Here is an 18,004-nt window from a genome sequence, read left to right as displayed (position 1 = left end):
GTCACTTCTCCATGGCTTCATAAACCAACTGCTTCAGTGTCCGCTGCACGCGCTGGCGCTCGGTCGGGGTCTGCTCCAGCAGCACGAAGAACATGTCCTGCTTGGGGTCGACCACGAAATAGCAACCCGAGGCGCCGTCCCACTTCAATTCCCCGAGATCGCCGGGCGGCGGCGGCTTGGCATTGCCGGGGTCGGTGCGGACCGCAAGGCCGAGGCCGAAGCCAAAACCGTCGCCGGGGAAGTAGAAATAGTCGCGGTCCACGCCGGAGCCCGGGCCGACCTGATCGGTCGTCATCAGCTTGAACGTCTCGGGCTTGAGAATGGTCTTGCCGTCGAGGCTGCCGCCATTGAGCAGCATCTGCGCAAAGCGCTCGTAATCGGCCATGGTCGTCACCATGCCGCCGCTGGCGAACTGGATCTTCTTGACCACCGTCGGATCGTTGATGCGGCCGACCCGGAAATCGGCATCGTTCGGCACCGGCTGCGCCAGAAGCTTCTGCTTCTCGGGGGCCGTGACGAAGAAGCCGGTATCGACCATGCCGAGCGGATCGAGCAGTTTCTCCCGCATGATGTCTGTCAGCGGTTTGCCCGCCGCGATCTCCATCACGCGCGCCAGGATGTCGGTGGAGTGGCCGTATTGCCAGAGCGCGCCCGGCTGGTTGTGCAGCGGCAGTTTCGCGATGCGCTCGGCGAACTCGGCGAGGTCGAAATCGCCGGCATAGATGTTGGCGTCGCGATAGGCCTTGCGGACCAGGCTGTCGCCATAGAAGCCATAGGTGATGCCGGAGGTATGGCGCATCAAATCGAGCACCGTGATCGGCCGCGTGAGCGGCACCAGTTCGAGCGACTTGGTGCCGTCGTCGGCCTTCTTCTCGACGCCGACCTTCACATTGGCGAAGGACGGGATGTATTTCGAGACAGGATCGTCGAGCTTGATCTTGCCGTCCTCGATCAGTCGCACCGCGACGACGGACGTGATCGCCTTGCTCATCGAGAACAGGCGGAAAATCGTCTTGTCGGTGATCGGCGCCTTGCTGACCACGTCCTGCACGCCGAAGGCTTCGTGATAGACCGGCTTGCCGTGCTGCTGGATCAGCACGGTTGCGCCGGCGATCTTGCCGGTCGCGACCTCGTTCTTGAAGAACTCGCTGACCTTGGCGAGCTTGTCCTGATTGAAATGCGCGCCGGCCGGAATCTCGTAGGTGCCCTCTGCCCGTGCGAACGACATCGCGCCAAGCGACATCAGCGCGCCGCAGGCGAGCGCACGCAGTCCAGACTGTGAAATCATATCCCCTCCCCGGAACATGGCTGGACGGAGTGTACTGACCGCGTCATCAGGCACAAGGGCTGCTGTGTCGTGCTAGCGCCTCGGCATGGAGCCTGGCGCTCGGCTCGGCGAAGCAGCAGAACACCACGCGCGCAACGGATGGCGCGGCAGGGAGCGCCTCGACCGTCGTGCGCACGGCGATCTCCGCCGCCCGGTCGGCGGGAAAGCGGAAAATGCCGGTCGAAATCGCGGGAAATGCCACCGAGGTCAGCTTGTGCTTCCCGCACAGCTCCATCGAACGGCGATAGCAGGAGGCGAGCAGACCGTCTTCGTCCAGCGTGCCGCCATTCCAGACCGGACCAACGGTGTGGATCACGTGCGCGGCCTTGAGCCGATAGCCCATGGTGAACTTGGCGTTGCCCGTCTTGCAGCCGTGGAGCATCCGGCATTCGGCGACCAGATCGGGCCCGGCGGCCCGATGGATCGCCCCATCGACGCCGCCCCCGCCAAGGAGCGACGTGTTGGCGGCGTTGACGATGGCGTCAACGCTCAGTGTGGTGATGTCAGCGACAATGACCTCGAACTCCGCGCCACCAATCCGGCGCGTCAGCTGGGTCACGTATTAGGCCGCAACCGCGACGCCCTTCTCGGAGAGGAGCTGCTGCAATTCGCCGGCCTGGAACATCTCGCGGACAATGTCGCAGCCGCCGACGAATTCGCCCTTTACATAGAGCTGTGGAATGGTCGGCCAGTTCGAGAAGGTCTTGATGCCGTTGCGCAGTTCTGCGGATTCGAGGACGTTGAGGCCCTTATAGCCAACGCCGAGGTGGTCGAGGATCTGCACGACCTGGCCGGAGAAACCGCACTGCGGAAATTGCGGCGTGCCCTTCATGAACAGAACCACGTCGTTCGACTTCACTTCGTTGGCGATGAATTCCTCGATGCTCATATCCATGTCCTTCTGGGGCGGAGCCCTCAACAACCACTCCGGGCCGGCTCAGCCGATTTAACCCGATACCTTCCTATATATGTAGCCCAAACCGTTGTGCATCCAAAGTAAAATGGGGGGAAAAGGCCCTGGGCGAGCGGCCTGGGCAGGCCCGAAGCCATTGCATGATGACACGAATATCATCACCGGGGAGGACTTTCATACCGTAACGGAGCCCCTATCTAGGACGAACCTTGGTTTTGGAACCGGGCAACGCCAACAACGTTCTCTTGTCCTGTCTGGAGAAAAACGTGACGAAACAAGCTTCCGCTACGGCCCCCGCCCCGCTTTCGTCACCGTCCTCCGCCCCAGGCAAGCTCGCCCAGCGGCTTCAGGACGCCTTTCTCGCCGTCCGCAACGAGACCGAGCGCCGGGCCGCGCCGCTGTCGCCCGAGGACCAGCAGATCCAGTCCATGCCGGATGCGAGCCCCGCGAAATGGCACCGGGCCCACACCACCTGGTTCTGGGAGCAGTTTTTGCTCGGCGAGCATCGCCCGGGCTATCAGCCCTTCCACCCGGATTTCGCCTTCCTGTTCAATTCCTATTACGTCAGCGCCGGCCCCCGTCATGCCCGGAATCACCGCGGAGACATCACCCGGCCCGGTGCCAGCGAGGTCGGCGCCTATCGCAGATACGTTGATGCGGCGGTCGTCAAATTCTTCCGCGAGGCCGGTGAGGACAAGCTCCGTGCCATCGCGCCACTGGTCGAGGTCGGGCTCAATCACGAGCAGCAGCATCAGGAATTGATGTTCACCGACATCCTGCACGCCTTTGCGCAGAATCCGGTCTATCCGGCCTACGATCCGGACTGGCGCTTTCCATCCGCGACGCGCACCGGCGATGACTGGTTGATCCTCAACGAAGGCATCCACACCGTCGGCCATGTCGACGACAGTTTTCATTTCGACAATGAGAAGCCGGCGCATCGCGCCCTCGTCGGCCCGCTCAAGATCGCACGCAATCTCGTCACCAATGGCGAATGGCTCGCCTTCATGCGCGACGGTGGCTACGCGAACGCAACGCTGTGGCTGATGGACGGCTTCGCTGTGGTCAGCAAGGAAGACTGGCAGGCGCCGGGCCATTGGCGCGAGGTCGATGGCGCCTGGCAGGTGATGACGCTCGCCGGCCTCAAGCCGGTCGATCCCGACGCGCCGGTCTGCCACGTCAGCTACTACGAGGCCGACGCGTTCGCGCGCTGGGCCGGAAAACATCTGCCGACCGAGATGGAGTGGGAGGTCGCAGCGCGCGCCGGCCAACTCAACGATGCCTTCGGCATCGTCTGGCAGTGGACACGGTCGTCCTACTCGCCCTACCCCGGCTACCGCGCCATCGAAGGCGCGCTCGGCGAATACAACGGCAAGTTCATGGTCAACCAGCTGGTGCTGCGCGGCTCCTCGCTTGCAACCCCGGAGGGGCATAGCCGTATTACTTATCGCAACTTCTTCTATCCGCACCACCGCTGGCAATTCACGGGACTGCGGCTCGCCGATTACAACTAGTTCTCATCCGACGATCAATGCGCGCCGGACAGCGCGTTCAGGAGAGTATCATGAATGTGCACGCCAGCGCTTTGGCCGAAGCCCATCTTCCCGACGAGCAGACCACCGCTTTCGCCCGCGAGGCCATCGAGGACCTCTCGCAGCAGCCGAAAAAGCTGTCGCCGAAATACTTCTACGACGCGACCGGCTCGGAGCTGTTCGAGGCGATCACGCGTCTGCCGGAATATTATCCGACGCGCACCGAGCTATCGATCCTGAAGGAGCGCGGCAGCGAGATCGCAAAGATCATTCCGGAGCATGCGGCGCTGGTCGAGTTCGGCGCCGGCGCGACCACGAAGGTCCGCCTGCTGCTGAACCACTGCCAATTCGCCGCCTATGTCCCCGTCGATATCTCCGGCGACTTCTTGAACGCGCAGGCGAACGGCCTGAAGCGGGACTTCCCCTCGCTCGGCATCTATCCGGTGGCGGCCGACTTCACCACGCCGTTCGAGCTGCCAAAGGCGGTCGCATCGATGCCCAAGGTCGGCTTCTTCCCGGGCTCGACCATCGGCAATTTCGAGCCGCATGAGGCGCAGGCTTTTCTGAAGAGCGCGCGCCAGATCCTGGGCAAGGGCGCGCAGATGATCATCGGCGCCGACCTCGAGAAGGACGAGCGCGTGCTCCACGACGCCTACAACGATGCGGCCGGCGTCACCGCGCGCTTCAACCTCAATGTGCTGGTGCGGATCAACCGCGAGCTCGGCGGCAATTTCGACCTCTCCGCCTTCACCCATCGCGCCATCTACAATCGCGAGCGGCACCGCATCGAGATGCACCTGATCAGCAAGAAGAACCAGACCGTGCGCCTGCTCGGCACCAGCTTCTCGTTCCGCCCCGGTGAGAGCATCCACACCGAAAACAGCTACAAATACAGCCTCGAGCGCTTCGCTGCGCTGGCCCACGGCGCCGGCTGGCGGGTGCGCGAGAGCTGGACGGATGCGGCGAAGATGTTCTCGGTGCATGCGCTGCAGGTTGCGGATTAAACGCTCTCACCGCTTCCCCCGGACAGCCGGCCTGAGGGCCTATTCAATATAAGCGGTTTCCCTGCGGCGCATCCTTCGAGACGCCCGCCTTCGGGCGGGCTCCTCAGGATGAGGACGGAGTGCGCGGCAGCAGTTTCGAGGAGCACCGAGGCCGATTAGCCTCATCCTGAGGAGATCGCGGAGCGGTCGTCTCGAAGGACGAGGCGCGCGCTCGGACCGCTCCGCGAGGCCATGTACGATGCCCTCCGGCCGGCCGAGTTTCAATGCTCCTCGGCCTCTTCGGTCTTCGACCCCAGCGACACCGACTCCCATACGGCGACGACGATCATGATCACGGTCGTCGCAACCGACAGCCATAACGGCGAGAGCTCCGCCGCGAACCACCACAGCGCCGCGAGCAGGATGATGCCGATACCGTGCGAGAGCTGGAGGAAGCCGCGGATCGCGTGCTTGAACAGGATGGTGCCGACCAGGAACACCAGCGGGCCGCCGATCGTGCTCACGATGGTGCGGACGTCGGAATGGCCGGTCGGATGCTTCAGCACTAGTTCGTCCGACACCGCGGTCAGGATGATGCCGGCGACGATCGGCATGTGCAGATAGGTGTAGGCGAGCCGCGCCAGCCGGCCGGATTCTGCGGATTTCGAGATGCGCTCGGAGCCGGCCTCGGCGCCCTTGTGGAAATAGATCCACCACATCGCGATGGCGCCGGTGAGCGCCGAGACGAAGGCCAGGATGTTGTCCGCGGTCCACTCCAACTCGGCAAAGGTCGCGCCGTTGACGACGACGGCCTCGCCGAGCGCGATGATGATGAAGCCGGCGCAGCGCTCGGCCATGTGGCCGCCCTCGACGGCCCAGGCTTCGACCGAGGAGAATCCCAGCTTCGGCACCCAGAATCGCACGGCGGGCGAGACGTATTCGATCGCCAGGGCCACGATCCAGAACCATAGCCTCTCCTCCCCGTGCGCGAGGCCGCCGAGAATCCAGAAGATCGCGGAGCCGGAGAGCCAGACCAGGATGCGGATCGCGTTGTGCCGCACTTCCGTGCGGTGGCGCGGGGTTGCGAACAGCCAGAACGCGGTACGTCCGACCTGCATGGTTGCGTAGGCGATCGCGAACCAGAGACCGCGGCCATCGAAGGCGGTCGGGATCGTCGTCGACAGCACGAGGCCGCCCAGCATCATCAGGAAGATCAGGATTCGGACCGGCGTCAGATCGGGATTGAGCCAGTTGGTGACCCAGGCGGTGTAGACCCACACCCACCACACCGCCAGGAACAGCAGCGTGACCTCGACCGCGCCGAGCGGCGTGAAATGGTGCAGCAGCGTGTGCGACACCTGCGTGACGGCAAAGACGAAGACGAGATCGAAGAACAGCTCGGCATTGGTGACGCGGCTGGGCTGGTTCGGCAGGATGACGCGAAACATCGCGCCGCGCGGATTGTCCGCAGCCATCATCGGTCCCCGCTGCGATCAGGTCAGGTGCCGGGTACCCCGGTTTGCAGCGCCAGCGCATGCAGCACGCCGCCCATCTGGCCGCGCAGGGACTGATAGACGATCTGGTGCTGCTGGACGCGGGACTTGCCGCGGAAGGATTCCGAGATCACGGTCGCGGCATAGTGGTCGCCATCGCCGGCGAGGTCACGGATCGTCACCTCGGCATCGGGGATCGCTGCCTTGATCATCGCCTCGATATCGTGGGCGTCCATGGGCATTCGGGTCTTGCTCCTTATCTCGGCTGAGATCAGCCTCGTCGTCGAATCGCTGCCGGGGTCCCCGGACCGGCAGGGCCAAACTTAGCGTGAACGGCCTTCTACGTCACGCACTCAGGCACTATATCCCTGATCCCATCAGGATAAAGGCACGACAAAGTGCCGCGCGCGGCAGATTGATCGAAAAGGCGTGAAATCATGAAGCTTCCAGGGCCCGACCACCCCATCACCATCACCCCAAACCCGAAGCGCGTCCGCGTCACGGCGGGCGACATCGTGATCGCCGAGACCAGCAAGGCGCTGACGCTGAAGGAGGCCAAATATCCGGCGGTGCAATATGTACCGCGACAGGATGCCAACATGACGCTGCTGGAGCGCACCGACCGTGTCACCCATTGCCCCTACAAGGGCGACGCGAGCTATTACAGCATCAAGGCCGACGGCAAGACGCTCGACAACGCGATCTGGACCTATGAAACGCCCTTCCCCGCGATGACGGAGATTTCCGGCCACCTCGCCTTCTATCCGGACAAGGTGAAGATCGAGGAAGTGGGGTAGTCTGGAGGCGGCGTCATTCCGGGGCGCGTCGCAGACGCGAACCCGGAATCTCGAGATTCCGGGTTCGGTCCTGCGGACCGCCCCGGAATGACATATCTAGCTACGCCCTGAAGATCGTGAGCCCCAATATCAGCAGCACCAGGAAGATCACGACGAAGACGTAGAACAGGAAGCGGGCGATGTCGGCGGAGGCGGCCGAGATGCCGGTGAAGCCGAGCACGCCAGCCACGATCGAGACCAAGAGAAAGATCAGCGCCCATTTCAGGATCGTCATCGCCAACTCCGACTTGGGCGCCGCACCGCGGCCCTCCAATGCGCGGATGCTAACTTCGCTGCACGGAACTGGTTCCTAACGGCACAGCAGGGTCAAGGCGCAGCACAGACTGCCCTTGCTGAATCGGGTTCCCGGCGGCACAGTCTGGCCGGGACAGGAGCAAGACCGGGGCGGCCATGATGACGATGTCACATTCAGCGACGATCGGTGCAGAGGCTCACGCCGCGCCGAAGAGCAAGACGCGCAATGTGTCGCTCGATCGCGCCCGCACCTTCCTGACACTGGTGGTGCTGCTGCATCACGCGGTGATCCCCTATACTTATTTCGGTCATACCGATCCGAAGTACTTCTTCGGCTTCGACATGATCGTGCTCGCCACCGACAGTTTCTTCATGGCGATGTTCTTCTTCCTGTCGGGACTGTTCGCCTGGTCTGGTATCGCCCGGAAGGGAGCGCGGAGCTATTTGGCAGATCGCCTGCTTCGGCTGGGCTTACCCTTCGCGATCTGCGCCCTTACGGTCATTCCGCTCGCCTATTACGCGATCTCCCTGCGGCACCATCCCGAGATCGGCTTTTCGGAGTTCTGGTGGAATATGGTCACGAAGGGCCCGTGGCCGAGCGGGCCGATCTGGTTCCTTTGGGTCTTGTTCGCCTTCGACCTGGTTGCCTGCCTGTTGCACCGGCTGTCGCCCAATCTGCTCGATCCGATCAATCGCCTCTCGCTATATGGTCGCCGTCGGCCCGCCGTGTTCTTCGCGCTTATGCTTGCCGTCACCGCGGCGTTCTACATTCCCGGGCGGGTTCACTTCGGAGCAGGCAGTTGGTTCGAGTTCGGGCCGTTCTCGGTCCAGCACGGGCGCGTGATGCTCTACGCGACCTATTTCTTTTTCGGTGCCGGCATCGGCGTTGCGCAAATGGATCGCGGGCTGCTCGCTGCAGACGGCCGGATGGCGAGGGTCAGCTGGGACTGGATGGTACTGGCGATCGTTCCCTATTGCCTCTTGTGGGTGCTGATCTTCATCAAGCGCGAAATCCTGGGCAACCCGTCGCCGTTGCCGGACTGGTATGAAGCGCTCTATGCCATCTGCTTCACTGTCTTCAGCGTCGCCATCATGTTTCTGATCCTGGCCTTTTTCCAGAGGTTCAAGCAATCAGGCTCAGCCAAGCTGCTCGATCCAATGCAGAGCGACGCGTACGGCATGTTCCTGGTGCACTATCCGATCGCACTGTGGCTGCAATACTGGCTGTTCGACTATGACCTGCCGGCGATCGTCAAGGCCACGCTCGGGTTTGTACTGACAGTCGCGGCGAGCTGGGCGCTGACGCGAGCGTTGCGGCAGATCCCGGGCGCGACGAAGGTGCTTTGAGGAAACGGCACCGGCCTCCTATCGTCATTCCGAGCGCAGCGAAGCAATCCATCTCACCGCAGGCAGCAGTGTGGATTGCTTCGTCGCCTCGCTCCTCGCAAGGACGGGGAGATGGCGTCGCTAGGCCGCTTTCCCGCCCATATACTCCGGCAGCCAGCGCTCGAACGAGGTGCGCAGCTTATCGATCGTTACCGGCGCTTCGCCGGCGATCGCGATCGCATCGCCCCCGGTGGTGCCGATCCGCACGCAGGGCACCTCGCAGCCGCGCATCTTGGCGAGCACGCGGCCGGCCTCCGTTTCCGGCACGGTGACGAGATAGCGCGCCTGGTCCTCGCCGAACCAATAGGCCTGCGACACGAGCGCGGTCGGTGCCGCCAGCAGCTTTGCGCCGATGCCGCTCGCCATCGCCATCTCGGCGAGCGCGATCAGGAGGCCGCCGTCCGAGAGGTCGTGCACGGCGGTCGCGGTGCCCGCATGGATCATGCCGCGCACGCAGTCGCCGTTGCGCTTCTCGGCAGCGAGGTCGACCGGCGGCGGCGCGCCCTCCTCGCGACCGCAGATGTCGCGCAGGTACACCGACTGGCCGAGCCAGCCATGGGTCTCGCCGATCAAGAGGATCGCCTCGCCCTCGGCCTTGAAGGCGAGCGAAGCGGACTTGGTGAAATCGTCGAGCAGACCGACGCCGCCGATCGAGGGCGTCGGCAGGATCGCGCGGCCGTTGGTCTCGTTGTAGAGCGAGACGTTGCCGGAGACGACCGGGAAGTCCAGCGTGCGGCAGGCTTCCGAGATGCCCTTCAGGCAGCCGACGAACTGGCCCATGATCTCGGGCCGTTCAGGATTGCCGAAATTGAGATTGTCGGTGATCGCGAGCGGCTTGCCGCCGACCGCGGTGATGTTGCGCCAGGCCTCCGCCACCGCCTGCTTGCCGCCCTCGAACGGATCGGCCTCGCAATAGCGCGGCGTGACGTCGACGGTCAGCGCCAGGCCCTTCGGGCCGTCCTGCACGCGCACCACGGCGGCATCGCCGCCGGGGCGCTGCATGGTGTTGCCGAGGATGACGTGGTCGTACTGCTCCCAGACCCAGCGCTTAGAGCACATGTCGGGCGTGCCGATCAGCTTCTCCAGCGCGCTACCTACGCCCATCGGTGCCATCACCTCGCGCGCGTGCACGACCGGCAGCGCGGCGGAGGGGACATGCGGCCGGTCATAGAGCGGCGCCTCGTCGCCGAGCTCCTTGATCGGCAGGTCGGCCATGACGTCGCCGCCATGCTTGACCACGAAACGCTTGCTCGGCGTGGTGTAGCCGACCACGGCGAAGTCGAGGCCCCATTTCTTGAAGATGGCCTCGGCTTCCTTCTCCTTCTCGGGCTTGAGCACCATGAGCATGCGCTCCTGGCTCTCCGAGAGCATCATCTCGTAGGCGCTCATGCCGGTCTCGCGGGTCGGCACCGCGTCGAGATCGAGATCGACGCCGAGGTCGCCCTTGGCGCCCATCTCGACAGCCGAACAGGTCAGGCCCGCCGCGCCCATGTCCTGGATCGCGATGACGCAGCCCTTCTCCATGATCTCGAGGCACGCCTCGAGCAAAAGCTTCTCGGCGAAGGGATCGCCGACCTGCACGGTCGGGCGCTTCTCCTCGGACTTGTCGTCGAACTCGGCCGAGGCCATCGAGGCGCCGTGGATGCCGTCGCGCCCTGTCTTGGAGCCGAGATAGACGATCGGCATGTTCACGCCGGAGGCGGCCGCATAGAAGATCTTGTCGGCATCGGCGAGGCCCACGGCCATCGCGTTGACGAGGATGTTGCCGTCATAACGGGTGTGGAAACGGACCTGGCCGCCGACCGTCGGCACGCCGAAGGAATTGCCGTAGCCGCCGACGCCGGCGACGACGCCGGAGACGAGGTGCCGGGTCTTGGCATGCTCGGGCGCGCCGAAGCTCAGCGCATTGAGGCAGGCGATCGGCCGTGCGCCCATCGTGAAGACGTCGCGCAGGATGCCGCCGACGCCGGTGGTCGCGCCCTGGTAGGGCTCGATGTAGCTCGGGTGGTTGTGGCTCTCCATCTTGAAGACCACGGCCTGGCCGTCGCCGATGTCGATCACGCCGGCATTCTCGCCTGGGCCCTGGATCACCCAGGGCGCCTTGGTCGGCAATCCGCGCAGATGGATGCGCGAGGATTTGTACGAGCAGTGCTCGTTCCACATCGCCGAGAAGATGCCGAGCTCGGTGAAGGTCGGCTCCCGCCCGATCAGCTTCAGGATGCGCTCGTACTCGTCGGGCTTGAGCCCGTGGGCGGCAACCAGTTCGGGGGTGATCTTGGGTTCGTTCTTCATGGATTCGGGGCTTTCGACGGCGCTTTGCCGTTCTTAGGAAGATCGGGGCCTCGCGAAAAGCCCTTTATGGCGCATTTTCCCACTGTCCCACGTTTTGCGGCCGAGGGGTGCGGGAACGGGAATTGCACGGCGCGGACGGATCGGATTTAAGGGCTGAAGACCCGCAATTGAAGGCCCATTTCCTTGCACGAATTGACCAAAACGGCTGCTCCGCCCCGCCCCGAGCTGCATGTCGCGACCGAGGGTGAGTTCAAGGGCTGGCAGACCTGGATCAGGGACAGCTTTGAGAACCATATCGGCCCCTTCTGGCACCGCCTGGAAGCGGACGGCAGCGTCCGCTGCGCCTTCCGGGTCGAAAAGAAGCACCTGAACGGCTCCGGCAACGTCCATGGCGGCTGCTTCATGGCCTTCGCCGACTACTGCCTGTTCGCGATCGGCCGGAACGCGCTGAACGGCCGCGGCGTGACGGTCAATTTCGCCTGCGAGTTCCTGGATGCCGGGCATGAGGGCGAGCTGATCGAGTGCACCGGCGAGGTCACCCGCGCCGGTGGTTCGCTGATCTTCCTGCGCGGTCAGATGGCCTCCGGCGAGCGCCTTCTGTTCACCTTTTCCGGGACGATCAAGCGGGCCAAGCGGAAGTCGCTCCCTCAGCCAAACGCATAGCTCGACGCCTTCCCTTTTGGCGCGCCCTCGCCCAGACTTGGGCCAAGCGCTGTTGCGCCGGGGAGCCAGAACAAGGTGCCGCAGAGCACATCGCCGAGGGGTCGCGCAGCGGCCTCCGCAGCATCGCCATTGCCATCCATGCCAGCCAAAGGGGCGCGCAGCTGGCGCGACTATGCGCTGCTCTTCGCGCTCGCCTGCTGCTGGAGCTCCACCTATCCGCTGGCCAAGCTCGCGCTGGACACCATTCCGCCCATCACCTTCATCTCGGCGCGTTCACTGATCGCGGCCGCCTTCCTGTTCGCGATCCTGTGGATGCGCGGCGTCAGGATCCCGACCGACGCGAAGGCCTGGAAGCTGTTCGCAACCCAGCAGCTGATCAACTCGACCTTCCCGTTCCTGGTCATCACCTGGTCGCAGCAATATGTGCCGGCGTCCAACACGGTGGTGCTGGCCTCGACCACGCCGATCTTCGCCTTCCTGATCACCTCGCTGATCACGCGGCACGAGCCGGCCACGCTGTTGAAGCTCGCGGGCGCGATCCTCGGCCTCGCCGGCACCGTCGCCATCGTCGGCCTCGATGCGCTCGGCGGCTTCGGCCGCGAGATCGTCGCGGAGATCGCGATCCTGCTCGCCACCATCTCCTTTGCCTGCGCGACGATCTTCGGCCTCCGGCTATCCGACTACGACCCGATGGTGGTGGCGGCCGGCTCGCTGCTGTTCGGCGGCCTCATCCTGCTCCCGCCCTCGCTGATCATCGACCAGCCCTGGACGCTGCACCCGACGTTTCAGGCGATCGTCGCCACCATCGTCATGGGCATCGTCTCCAGCGCGTTGGGGTTGATGCTGTTCTACGTCTGCCTCGGCCGGCTCGGCACGCTTACCACGAACGCGCAAGGCTATTTGCGCATCCCGATCGGCGTCGGCCTTTCCGTGCTGCTGCTCGGCGAAAGCGTGCCCTCGAACCTGGCGCTGGGCCTGCTGCTGGTCATGGCCGGCGTCGCCGCGATGACGGTGCCGGCGGAGCGGCTGAAGCTGCGCTAGCGCGAGGCGCTATTGCTTGGCGTCGTCCGCCAGCATCTTCCGGTATTTCTCGACGTCGCGCGTCACCAGTTGCTGAAGCAGCTCCGGCGTATGCTCGTTGTCGTCGGGCGCGACGGTCGACAGGTCGGCAAAGCGCTTCTTCACCGCATCGGTCTCGACCGCGGTGCGCGCCGCCGCATTCAGCCTGGCGATAACGGCCGGCGGCGTGCCCTTGGGCGCGAACAGGCCGTTCCAGCCCTGCGCCTCGAACTCCGGCAGCCCGGCTTCAGACGACGTCGGCAGGTCCGGCAACGTCGCGAGCCGTACGGTCGAGCCGACCACGAGTCCCCTCACCAGCTTCTCGTTGATCGACTGCGAGACCGAGGCCGCCGCGTCGCAGACGCCGTCGATCTGGCTGCCGATCGCATCGGTCAGCGCAGGGGCTGCGCCGCGATAGCCGACCAGCGTCGCGTCGATCCCGGCGGCGGTGACGAAGCTCTTGCAGATCAAATAGTTCGAGGAGCCGACGCCGGCATGGCCGAGATTGATCTTGGCCGGATTGGCCTTGGCGTAGGCGATGAACTCCTTGAGATCCTTCGCCGGAAAATCCTTGCGCAGCGCGATGATGCCGAACGTCTTCGCCACCATCGCGATCGGCACGAAGGAGTCCGGCGTGAACGGCAGCTTCGGATAGATCGTGTAGGTCGCGGCATTGGTGCCGGCATTGCCGATCGCAATCGTGTAGCCGTCGGGCTCGGCGCGTGAGGCGCGCGCCAGCGCGGTCGAACCGCCGGCACCCGCAACGTTCTCGATCACGATGGTCTGGCCGAGCGCGACGCTCATTTGCTCGGCGACGGTGCGCGCGATCACGTCCGAGGTGCCGCCGGCCGCGAACGGCACGATCATGGTGATCGGACGCTTGGGGAAATCCTGGGCGAACGCGGCCGTAGCGAACGCAGCGACGGCGGCAGCGACCGACAGCCGCTTCAACACGGGTGAAATCACGCGGCCTTTTCCAGATGCTGGGCGAGGCCGGCGAACAGGCCGCGGCCGTCAGTGCAGCCCATGATGTCTTCGACGTGGTTTTCCGGATGCGGCATCATGCCGAGCACATTGCCCTTGTCGTTGACGATGCCGGCGATCGAATGCGCCGCGCCGTTGATGTTGGCGGCCTCGTCGACCACGCCCTCGGCCGAGCAATAGCGGTAGAGCACCCGCCCCTCGCCTTCGAGCCGCTTGATGGTCTCTTCGTCCGCCTCGTAATTGCCCTCGCCATGGGCGACGGGCACGCGGATCACCTGGCCGGCATTGTAGCCACGGGTGAACGGCGTGTCGGAACGCTCGACGCGCAGATGCACGTCGCGGCAGATGAATTTCAGCCGCGCATTGCGCATCAAGACGCCGGGCAGCAGGCCGGACTCGCAGAGGATCTGAAAGCCGTTGCAGACGCCGAGCACGAGGCCGCCCTTCGCCGCATAGTCGCGCACAGCATCCATCACCGGCGCACGCGCGGCGATTGCGCCACAGCGCAGGTAATCGCCATAGGAGAAGCCGCCGGGCACGACCACGAGATCGGTGCCCGCAGGCAGCGACGTCTCGGCGTGCCAGACCATCGCGGGCTCGCTGCCGGAGATCAGCCTCAGCGCGCGCGCCATGTCGCGCTCGCGGTTGATTCCGGGAAAGACGAGGATGGCGGCTTTCATGGCAGGGGTTCCGACGGTGACGGGAATCGGGCTGGCCAAAGGGCCAATTCGTGCAGAGACATAGCCATTTGACGGGGATTTTACCAGTGCTAGCCTCGCCGGACGGCCTTGTACACAGGCCATAGCCACGGCGCTTTTGCCTGACGATTTTGCCCGGGATTGCAGCCATGAACGTCCCGTCGCTGCCTGCATCCTCCTCCCAGCCGGTGTCCACCGAGGGCGTCGTCGCCGCGGGTGCCTATGTCGACGGCCGGCGCGTCGCCAACATCGCCATCAGCGAGGCCTCGAGCTGGCGGGCCAAGCCCGGCCACGTGGTCTGGATCGGGCTGCACGAGCCGGACACGGCCCTGCTCGGCGCCGTGCAGAAGCAGTTCGACCTGCACGATCTCGCGATCGAGGACGCCGCCCACGCCCACCAGCGGCCCAAGATCGAGCAATACGGCGAGGCCCTGTTCATCGTGGCGCGGACGGCGCAGCTGATCGAGGGCCGGATCGCCTTCGGCGAGACGCACATTTTCGTCGGCGAAGGCTATCTGGTCTCGGTGCGCCATGGCGCCTCGACCTCCTACACGCCGGTACGCGAGCGCTGCGAAAGCTGCCCGCGGGCGCTCGCGCGCGGCGAGGACTACATCCTCTACGCCATCCTCGATTTCATCGTCGACAACTACTCGCCGGTGCTCGAGAGCATCCACGACGAGGTCGAGGGCATCGAGGACGACGTGCTCTCCAAGCCGATCAGCAAGGCGCAGATCGAGCGGCTCTACATGCTGCGCCGCGACCTGCTGCGGCTCAGGAATGCGATCGGCCCGCTGGTGGAGGTCTGCCGCCGGCTGGAGCATGACGAGTTGGCGATGGTGCGCGCGACAATGCAACCGCTGTTCCGCGACGTCACCGACCACGTCAGGAACATCCAGGAGCGCATCGATTCCATGCGCGAGGTGCTGGCCTTCGCCTTCGAAGCGAGCCTGCTGGTGGGCCAGGCGCAGGAGACGGCGGTCTCCAAGAAGCTCGCCTCGTGGCTCGCGATCCTGGCCGTCCCGACCGCAGTCGCCGGCATCTACGGGATGAACTTCAAGTACATCCCGGAGCTGCAGCTGGAATACGGCTACTTCATCGTGCTGGGATTGATGGCGCTCGCCTGCCTCGGGTTGTACTGGCGCTTCCGCCGCGTCGGGTGGCTGTGAGCGCGAACGTACACGACCAATGTAGCTCCTCATCCTGAGGAGCGCGCCCCCTGCGCGCATCTCGAAGGATGAAGGCCAAGGTGCGAGAGCCGGGCCTGCATGGTTCGAGACGGCGCTTGCGCGCCCCCTCACCATGGGGTTTGCAACCAGGCTAAACGATCTCCACCCGATAGTTCTCGATCACGGTATTCGCCAGCAGCTTGTCGGCGGCCTCCTTCAGCGCCGCCTCCGCCTTGGCCTTGTCGGCGCCGGCGAGCTCGATGTCGAACACCTTGCCCTGGCGGACGCTGGCGACGCCATCGACGCCGAGCGACTTCAGCGCGCCTTCGATGGCCTTGCCTTGCGGATCGAGGATGCCCCTTTTCAAGGTAACGGTGACACGTGCCTTCACGTCGAAAACCCCTTTAGCTCTTCACCAGCACCGGGCCGGAGCCCGCCGGACGCTCGTTCTCCATGAGGATGCCGAGGCGCTTTGCAACTTCGGTATAGGCCTCCAGCAGCCCGCCGAGATCCCGGCGGAAACGATCCTTGTCGAGCTTCTCGTTCGACTTGATGTCCCACAGGCGGCAGGAATCCGGCGAGATCTCGTCGGCGACGATGATCCGCATCATCTCGTTCTCGAACAGCCGCCCGCACTCCATCTTGAAGTCGACGAGGCGGATGCCGATGCCGAGGAAGAGGCCGGTGAGGAAGTCGTTGACGCGGATGGCGAGCGCCATGATGTCGTCGATCTCCTGGGGCGTCGCCCAGCCGAAGGCGGTGATGTGCTCTTCCGACACCATGGGGTCGTTGAGCTGGTCGTTCTTGTAGTAGAATTCGATGATCGAACGGGGCAGCTGCGTGCCCTCCTCGATGCCGAGGCGCTGCGACAGCGAGCCGGCGGCAACGTTCCGCACCACCACTTCCAGCGGCACGATCTCGACCTCGCGAATCAACTGTTCGCGCATGTTGAGGCGGCGGATGAAGTGGGTCGGCACCCCGATGTCGTTGAGGTGCTGAAACAGGTACTCCGAGATCCGGTTGTTGAGGACACCCTTGCCCTCGATCACCTGATGCTTTTTCGCATTGAACGCGGTGGCGTCATCCTTGAAGTGCTGGATCAGGGTACCGGGCTCCGGGCCTTCGTAAAGAACCTTTGCCTTGCCTTCATAAATGCGACGCCGACGGCTCATTGGGATGTACCGTGTTTTGTTGAAATCCATGAATTTGGTGTGCTCCGGTTGACTAGGATTACGACCCACAGCGGAGCTGCCGTGAACGGCCGGGAACCCGTAGAAACAGAACGGGAACCAAGCCTTTAGGCAACCTATCCGATTGGCTGTCCGAGCACAATCGATCCGGCCGTCCGGCACCAACTTATACCGTTTTGCCTGCGGCTTAACGGCTCGTTGTTTTGCCGATTCGTGCTCCTTATCTAGGCATGCGCCGGGGCTCTCGCAACGAGGGCCGCCGGGTCCAGTCAGCAGGGAATTGGAAAAGGCATGAGCGAGATCAACAAGCGCGAGGAAGGCTTTGAGAAGAAGTTTGCCCTCGACGAGGAGCAGAAGTTCAAGGCGGAGGCCCGCCGCAACCGGCTGCTCGGGCTGTGGGCCGCGGAAAAGCTCGGCATATCAGGGGAAGCCGCCACGGCCTACGCCAAGGAGGTGGTCGCGGCCGATTTCGAGGAAGCTGGCGACGCCGACGTCCTGCGCAAGCTCATGGCCGATTTCGCCACCAAGAGCGTCGTCGTCACCGAGCAGGCGATTCGCGCCAAGATGAGCGAGTTGCTCGCTGTGGCCGCGGCCGAGGTGAAGGCGGGGAAGTAGCGCCGCGCGCGTCCCACACTCGCAGTCATTCCGGGGCGGTCCGTGAGGACCGAACCCGGAATCTCGAGATTCCGGGTCCGATGCTTCGCATCGTCCCGGCATGACGGAGCGGGAGGTCACCCCTCCTTGAAGCCGTACTCCGGCACGTTGCCGCTGGCGCCGTAATATTTGTACGGCAGGAACTTGCCGCTCATGGTGATCTTGACGCGGTCGCCCTTGGGGTTGGCGACGCGCTCGATCCCCATGTCGAAGTCGATCGCCGACATGATGCCGTCGCCGAATTCCTCCTCGATCAGCGCCTTCCAGGCCGGGCCGTTCACCATCACCATCTCGTAGAAGCGGTAGATCAAGGGATCGGTCGGCGGCATCGGCGTGCCAGTGCCGCGCATCGGCACCTCGTTGAGCATCGCGGTCTCGGCCTTCGACAGGCCGAACAGCTCGCCGGCGTTGGCGGCCTGGGGTTTCGTCAGTTTCATCTGGCCGAGGATCGCGCCGACGATCAGCACCTCCGCATAGCCGCCGATCTGCTCGCAAATGTATTTCCAGCTCCAGCCCTTCTCGCGCTTGATGTCGAGCAGCTTCTCGGTGAGGTCTTCGCGTTTCATGTCAGGA

At 64.3% G+C, this 18,004-nt stretch carries 20 protein-coding genes; 8 read left to right on the top strand and 12 right to left on the bottom strand.

Features of this window, described 5'->3' with window-relative positions:
* Position 1: 1 nt before the first annotated feature.
* Genes AB5K84_RS17685 through grxD form a run of 3 tightly spaced genes read right to left on the bottom strand, consistent with a single transcriptional unit; the run spans position 2 to position 2,216 of the window.
* Complete coding sequence (locus tag AB5K84_RS17685) at positions 2-1,288, bottom strand: serine hydrolase domain-containing protein (protein WP_162603626.1); 1,287 nt, start codon at positions 1,286-1,288, stop codon at positions 2-4.
* A gap of 46 nt (positions 1,289-1,334) precedes the next feature.
* On the bottom strand, positions 1,335-1,886 hold the full coding sequence (locus AB5K84_RS17680) for an O-acetyl-ADP-ribose deacetylase (RefSeq protein ID WP_110116530.1): 552 nt from the start codon (positions 1,884-1,886) through the stop codon (positions 1,335-1,337).
* A 3-nt stretch (positions 1,887-1,889) separates the two neighbouring features.
* Entirely contained in the window at positions 1,890-2,216 is a 327-nt protein-coding gene (grxD, locus tag AB5K84_RS17675; RefSeq protein ID WP_027548651.1) for a Grx4 family monothiol glutaredoxin, read from the bottom strand.
* 239 nt (positions 2,217-2,455) lie between these two features.
* Between grxD and egtB the strand changes: the two genes are divergently transcribed.
* Together egtB and egtD are read left to right on the top strand one after the other, a co-directional pair.
* On the top strand, positions 2,456-3,754 hold the full coding sequence (egtB, locus tag AB5K84_RS17670; RefSeq protein ID WP_162603821.1) for an ergothioneine biosynthesis protein EgtB: 1,299 nt from the start codon (positions 2,456-2,458) through the stop codon (positions 3,752-3,754).
* Positions 3,755-3,804: 50 nt separating this feature from the next.
* Entirely contained in the window at positions 3,805-4,776 is a 972-nt protein-coding gene (gene egtD / locus AB5K84_RS17665; protein ID WP_162603627.1) for an L-histidine N(alpha)-methyltransferase, read from the top strand.
* Between the two features lie 260 nt (positions 4,777-5,036).
* On the opposite strand, the gene AB5K84_RS17660 is transcribed toward egtD, so the two are convergent.
* Complete coding sequence (locus AB5K84_RS17660; RefSeq protein WP_162603628.1) at positions 5,037-6,230, bottom strand: low temperature requirement protein A; 1,194 nt, start codon at positions 6,228-6,230, stop codon at positions 5,037-5,039.
* Positions 6,231-6,253: 23 nt separating this feature from the next.
* Positions 6,254-6,490: a BolA family protein gene (locus AB5K84_RS17655; protein ID WP_011088461.1), complete on the bottom strand. Its 237-nt coding sequence runs from the start codon at positions 6,488-6,490 to the stop codon at positions 6,254-6,256.
* A gap of 195 nt (positions 6,491-6,685) precedes the next feature.
* Between AB5K84_RS17655 and AB5K84_RS17650 the strand changes: the two genes are divergently transcribed.
* Positions 6,686-7,045 (top strand): DUF427 domain-containing protein, encoded by a 360-nt coding sequence (locus AB5K84_RS17650; RefSeq protein ID WP_028173372.1) that lies wholly within the window; start codon positions 6,686-6,688, stop codon positions 7,043-7,045.
* Positions 7,046-7,145: 100 nt separating this feature from the next.
* On the opposite strand, the gene AB5K84_RS17645 is transcribed toward AB5K84_RS17650, so the two are convergent.
* Entirely contained in the window at positions 7,146-7,319 is a 174-nt protein-coding gene (locus AB5K84_RS17645; RefSeq protein WP_007612121.1) for a DUF1328 domain-containing protein, read from the bottom strand.
* 176 nt (positions 7,320-7,495) lie between these two features.
* On the opposite strand from AB5K84_RS17645, the gene AB5K84_RS17640 reads away from it, so the two are divergent.
* The gene (locus tag AB5K84_RS17640; RefSeq protein WP_011088463.1) at positions 7,496-8,686 is read left to right on the top strand and encodes an acyltransferase family protein; all 1,191 of its coding nucleotides are present in this window, start codon (positions 7,496-7,498) and stop codon (positions 8,684-8,686) included.
* A 120-nt stretch (positions 8,687-8,806) separates the two neighbouring features.
* Here AB5K84_RS17640 and purL read toward each other — a convergent pair whose 3' ends face one another.
* Positions 8,807-11,017, bottom strand: coding sequence for a phosphoribosylformylglycinamidine synthase subunit PurL (gene purL / locus AB5K84_RS17635; protein ID WP_110116532.1), 2,211 nt, complete (start codon positions 11,015-11,017; stop codon positions 8,807-8,809).
* Positions 11,018-11,200: 183 nt separating this feature from the next.
* Between purL and AB5K84_RS17630 the strand changes: the two genes are divergently transcribed.
* Both AB5K84_RS17630 and AB5K84_RS17625 read left to right on the top strand, forming a co-directional pair.
* On the top strand, positions 11,201-11,680 hold the full coding sequence (locus tag AB5K84_RS17630; protein ID WP_028173369.1) for a PaaI family thioesterase: 480 nt from the start codon (positions 11,201-11,203) through the stop codon (positions 11,678-11,680).
* A 75-nt stretch (positions 11,681-11,755) separates the two neighbouring features.
* Complete coding sequence (locus tag AB5K84_RS17625) at positions 11,756-12,721, top strand: DMT family transporter (RefSeq protein ID WP_110116533.1); 966 nt, start codon at positions 11,756-11,758, stop codon at positions 12,719-12,721.
* 9 nt (positions 12,722-12,730) lie between these two features.
* On the opposite strand, the gene AB5K84_RS17620 is transcribed toward AB5K84_RS17625, so the two are convergent.
* Complete coding sequence (locus AB5K84_RS17620; RefSeq protein ID WP_060908148.1) at positions 12,731-13,705, bottom strand: tripartite tricarboxylate transporter substrate binding protein BugD; 975 nt, start codon at positions 13,703-13,705, stop codon at positions 12,731-12,733.
* Positions 13,702-14,403 (bottom strand): phosphoribosylformylglycinamidine synthase subunit PurQ, encoded by a 702-nt coding sequence (gene purQ, locus AB5K84_RS17615; protein WP_097532155.1) that lies wholly within the window; start codon positions 14,401-14,403, stop codon positions 13,702-13,704. The genes AB5K84_RS17620 and purQ overlap by 4 nt, the downstream gene beginning before the upstream one ends.
* A 167-nt stretch (positions 14,404-14,570) precedes the next feature.
* On the opposite strand from purQ, the gene AB5K84_RS17610 reads away from it, so the two are divergent.
* Positions 14,571-15,587: a magnesium and cobalt transport protein CorA gene (locus tag AB5K84_RS17610; protein ID WP_028173365.1), complete on the top strand. Its 1,017-nt coding sequence runs from the start codon at positions 14,571-14,573 to the stop codon at positions 15,585-15,587.
* 151 nt (positions 15,588-15,738) lie between these two features.
* Here AB5K84_RS17610 and purS read toward each other — a convergent pair whose 3' ends face one another.
* Positions 15,739-15,978 carry a phosphoribosylformylglycinamidine synthase subunit PurS gene (gene purS, locus AB5K84_RS17605; protein WP_110116534.1) on the bottom strand — a complete coding sequence of 80 codons (240 nt, stop codon included), beginning with the start codon at positions 15,976-15,978 and terminating at the stop codon, positions 15,739-15,741.
* Positions 15,979-15,991: 13 nt separating this feature from the next.
* Positions 15,992-16,759, bottom strand: a complete 768-nt coding sequence (purC, locus tag AB5K84_RS17600) for a phosphoribosylaminoimidazolesuccinocarboxamide synthase (protein WP_008974302.1) — start codon at positions 16,757-16,759, stop codon at positions 15,992-15,994.
* A gap of 309 nt (positions 16,760-17,068) precedes the next feature.
* On the opposite strand from purC, the gene AB5K84_RS17595 reads away from it, so the two are divergent.
* Complete coding sequence (locus AB5K84_RS17595; protein WP_060908152.1) at positions 17,069-17,392, top strand: DUF1476 domain-containing protein; 324 nt, start codon at positions 17,069-17,071, stop codon at positions 17,390-17,392.
* Between the two features lie 116 nt (positions 17,393-17,508).
* Here AB5K84_RS17595 and cynS read toward each other — a convergent pair whose 3' ends face one another.
* Positions 17,509-17,997, bottom strand: a complete 489-nt coding sequence (gene cynS / locus AB5K84_RS17590) for a cyanase (RefSeq protein ID WP_011088475.1) — start codon at positions 17,995-17,997, stop codon at positions 17,509-17,511.
* Positions 17,998-18,004: the final 7 nt, after the last annotated feature.

The organism is Bradyrhizobium sp. 1200_D9_N1_1, from assembly GCF_052075915.1.
GTDB classification, from domain to species: Bacteria; Pseudomonadota; Alphaproteobacteria; order Rhizobiales; family Xanthobacteraceae; genus Bradyrhizobium; species Bradyrhizobium diazoefficiens.
This window is presented reverse-complemented; position numbering and strand designations above follow the sequence as displayed.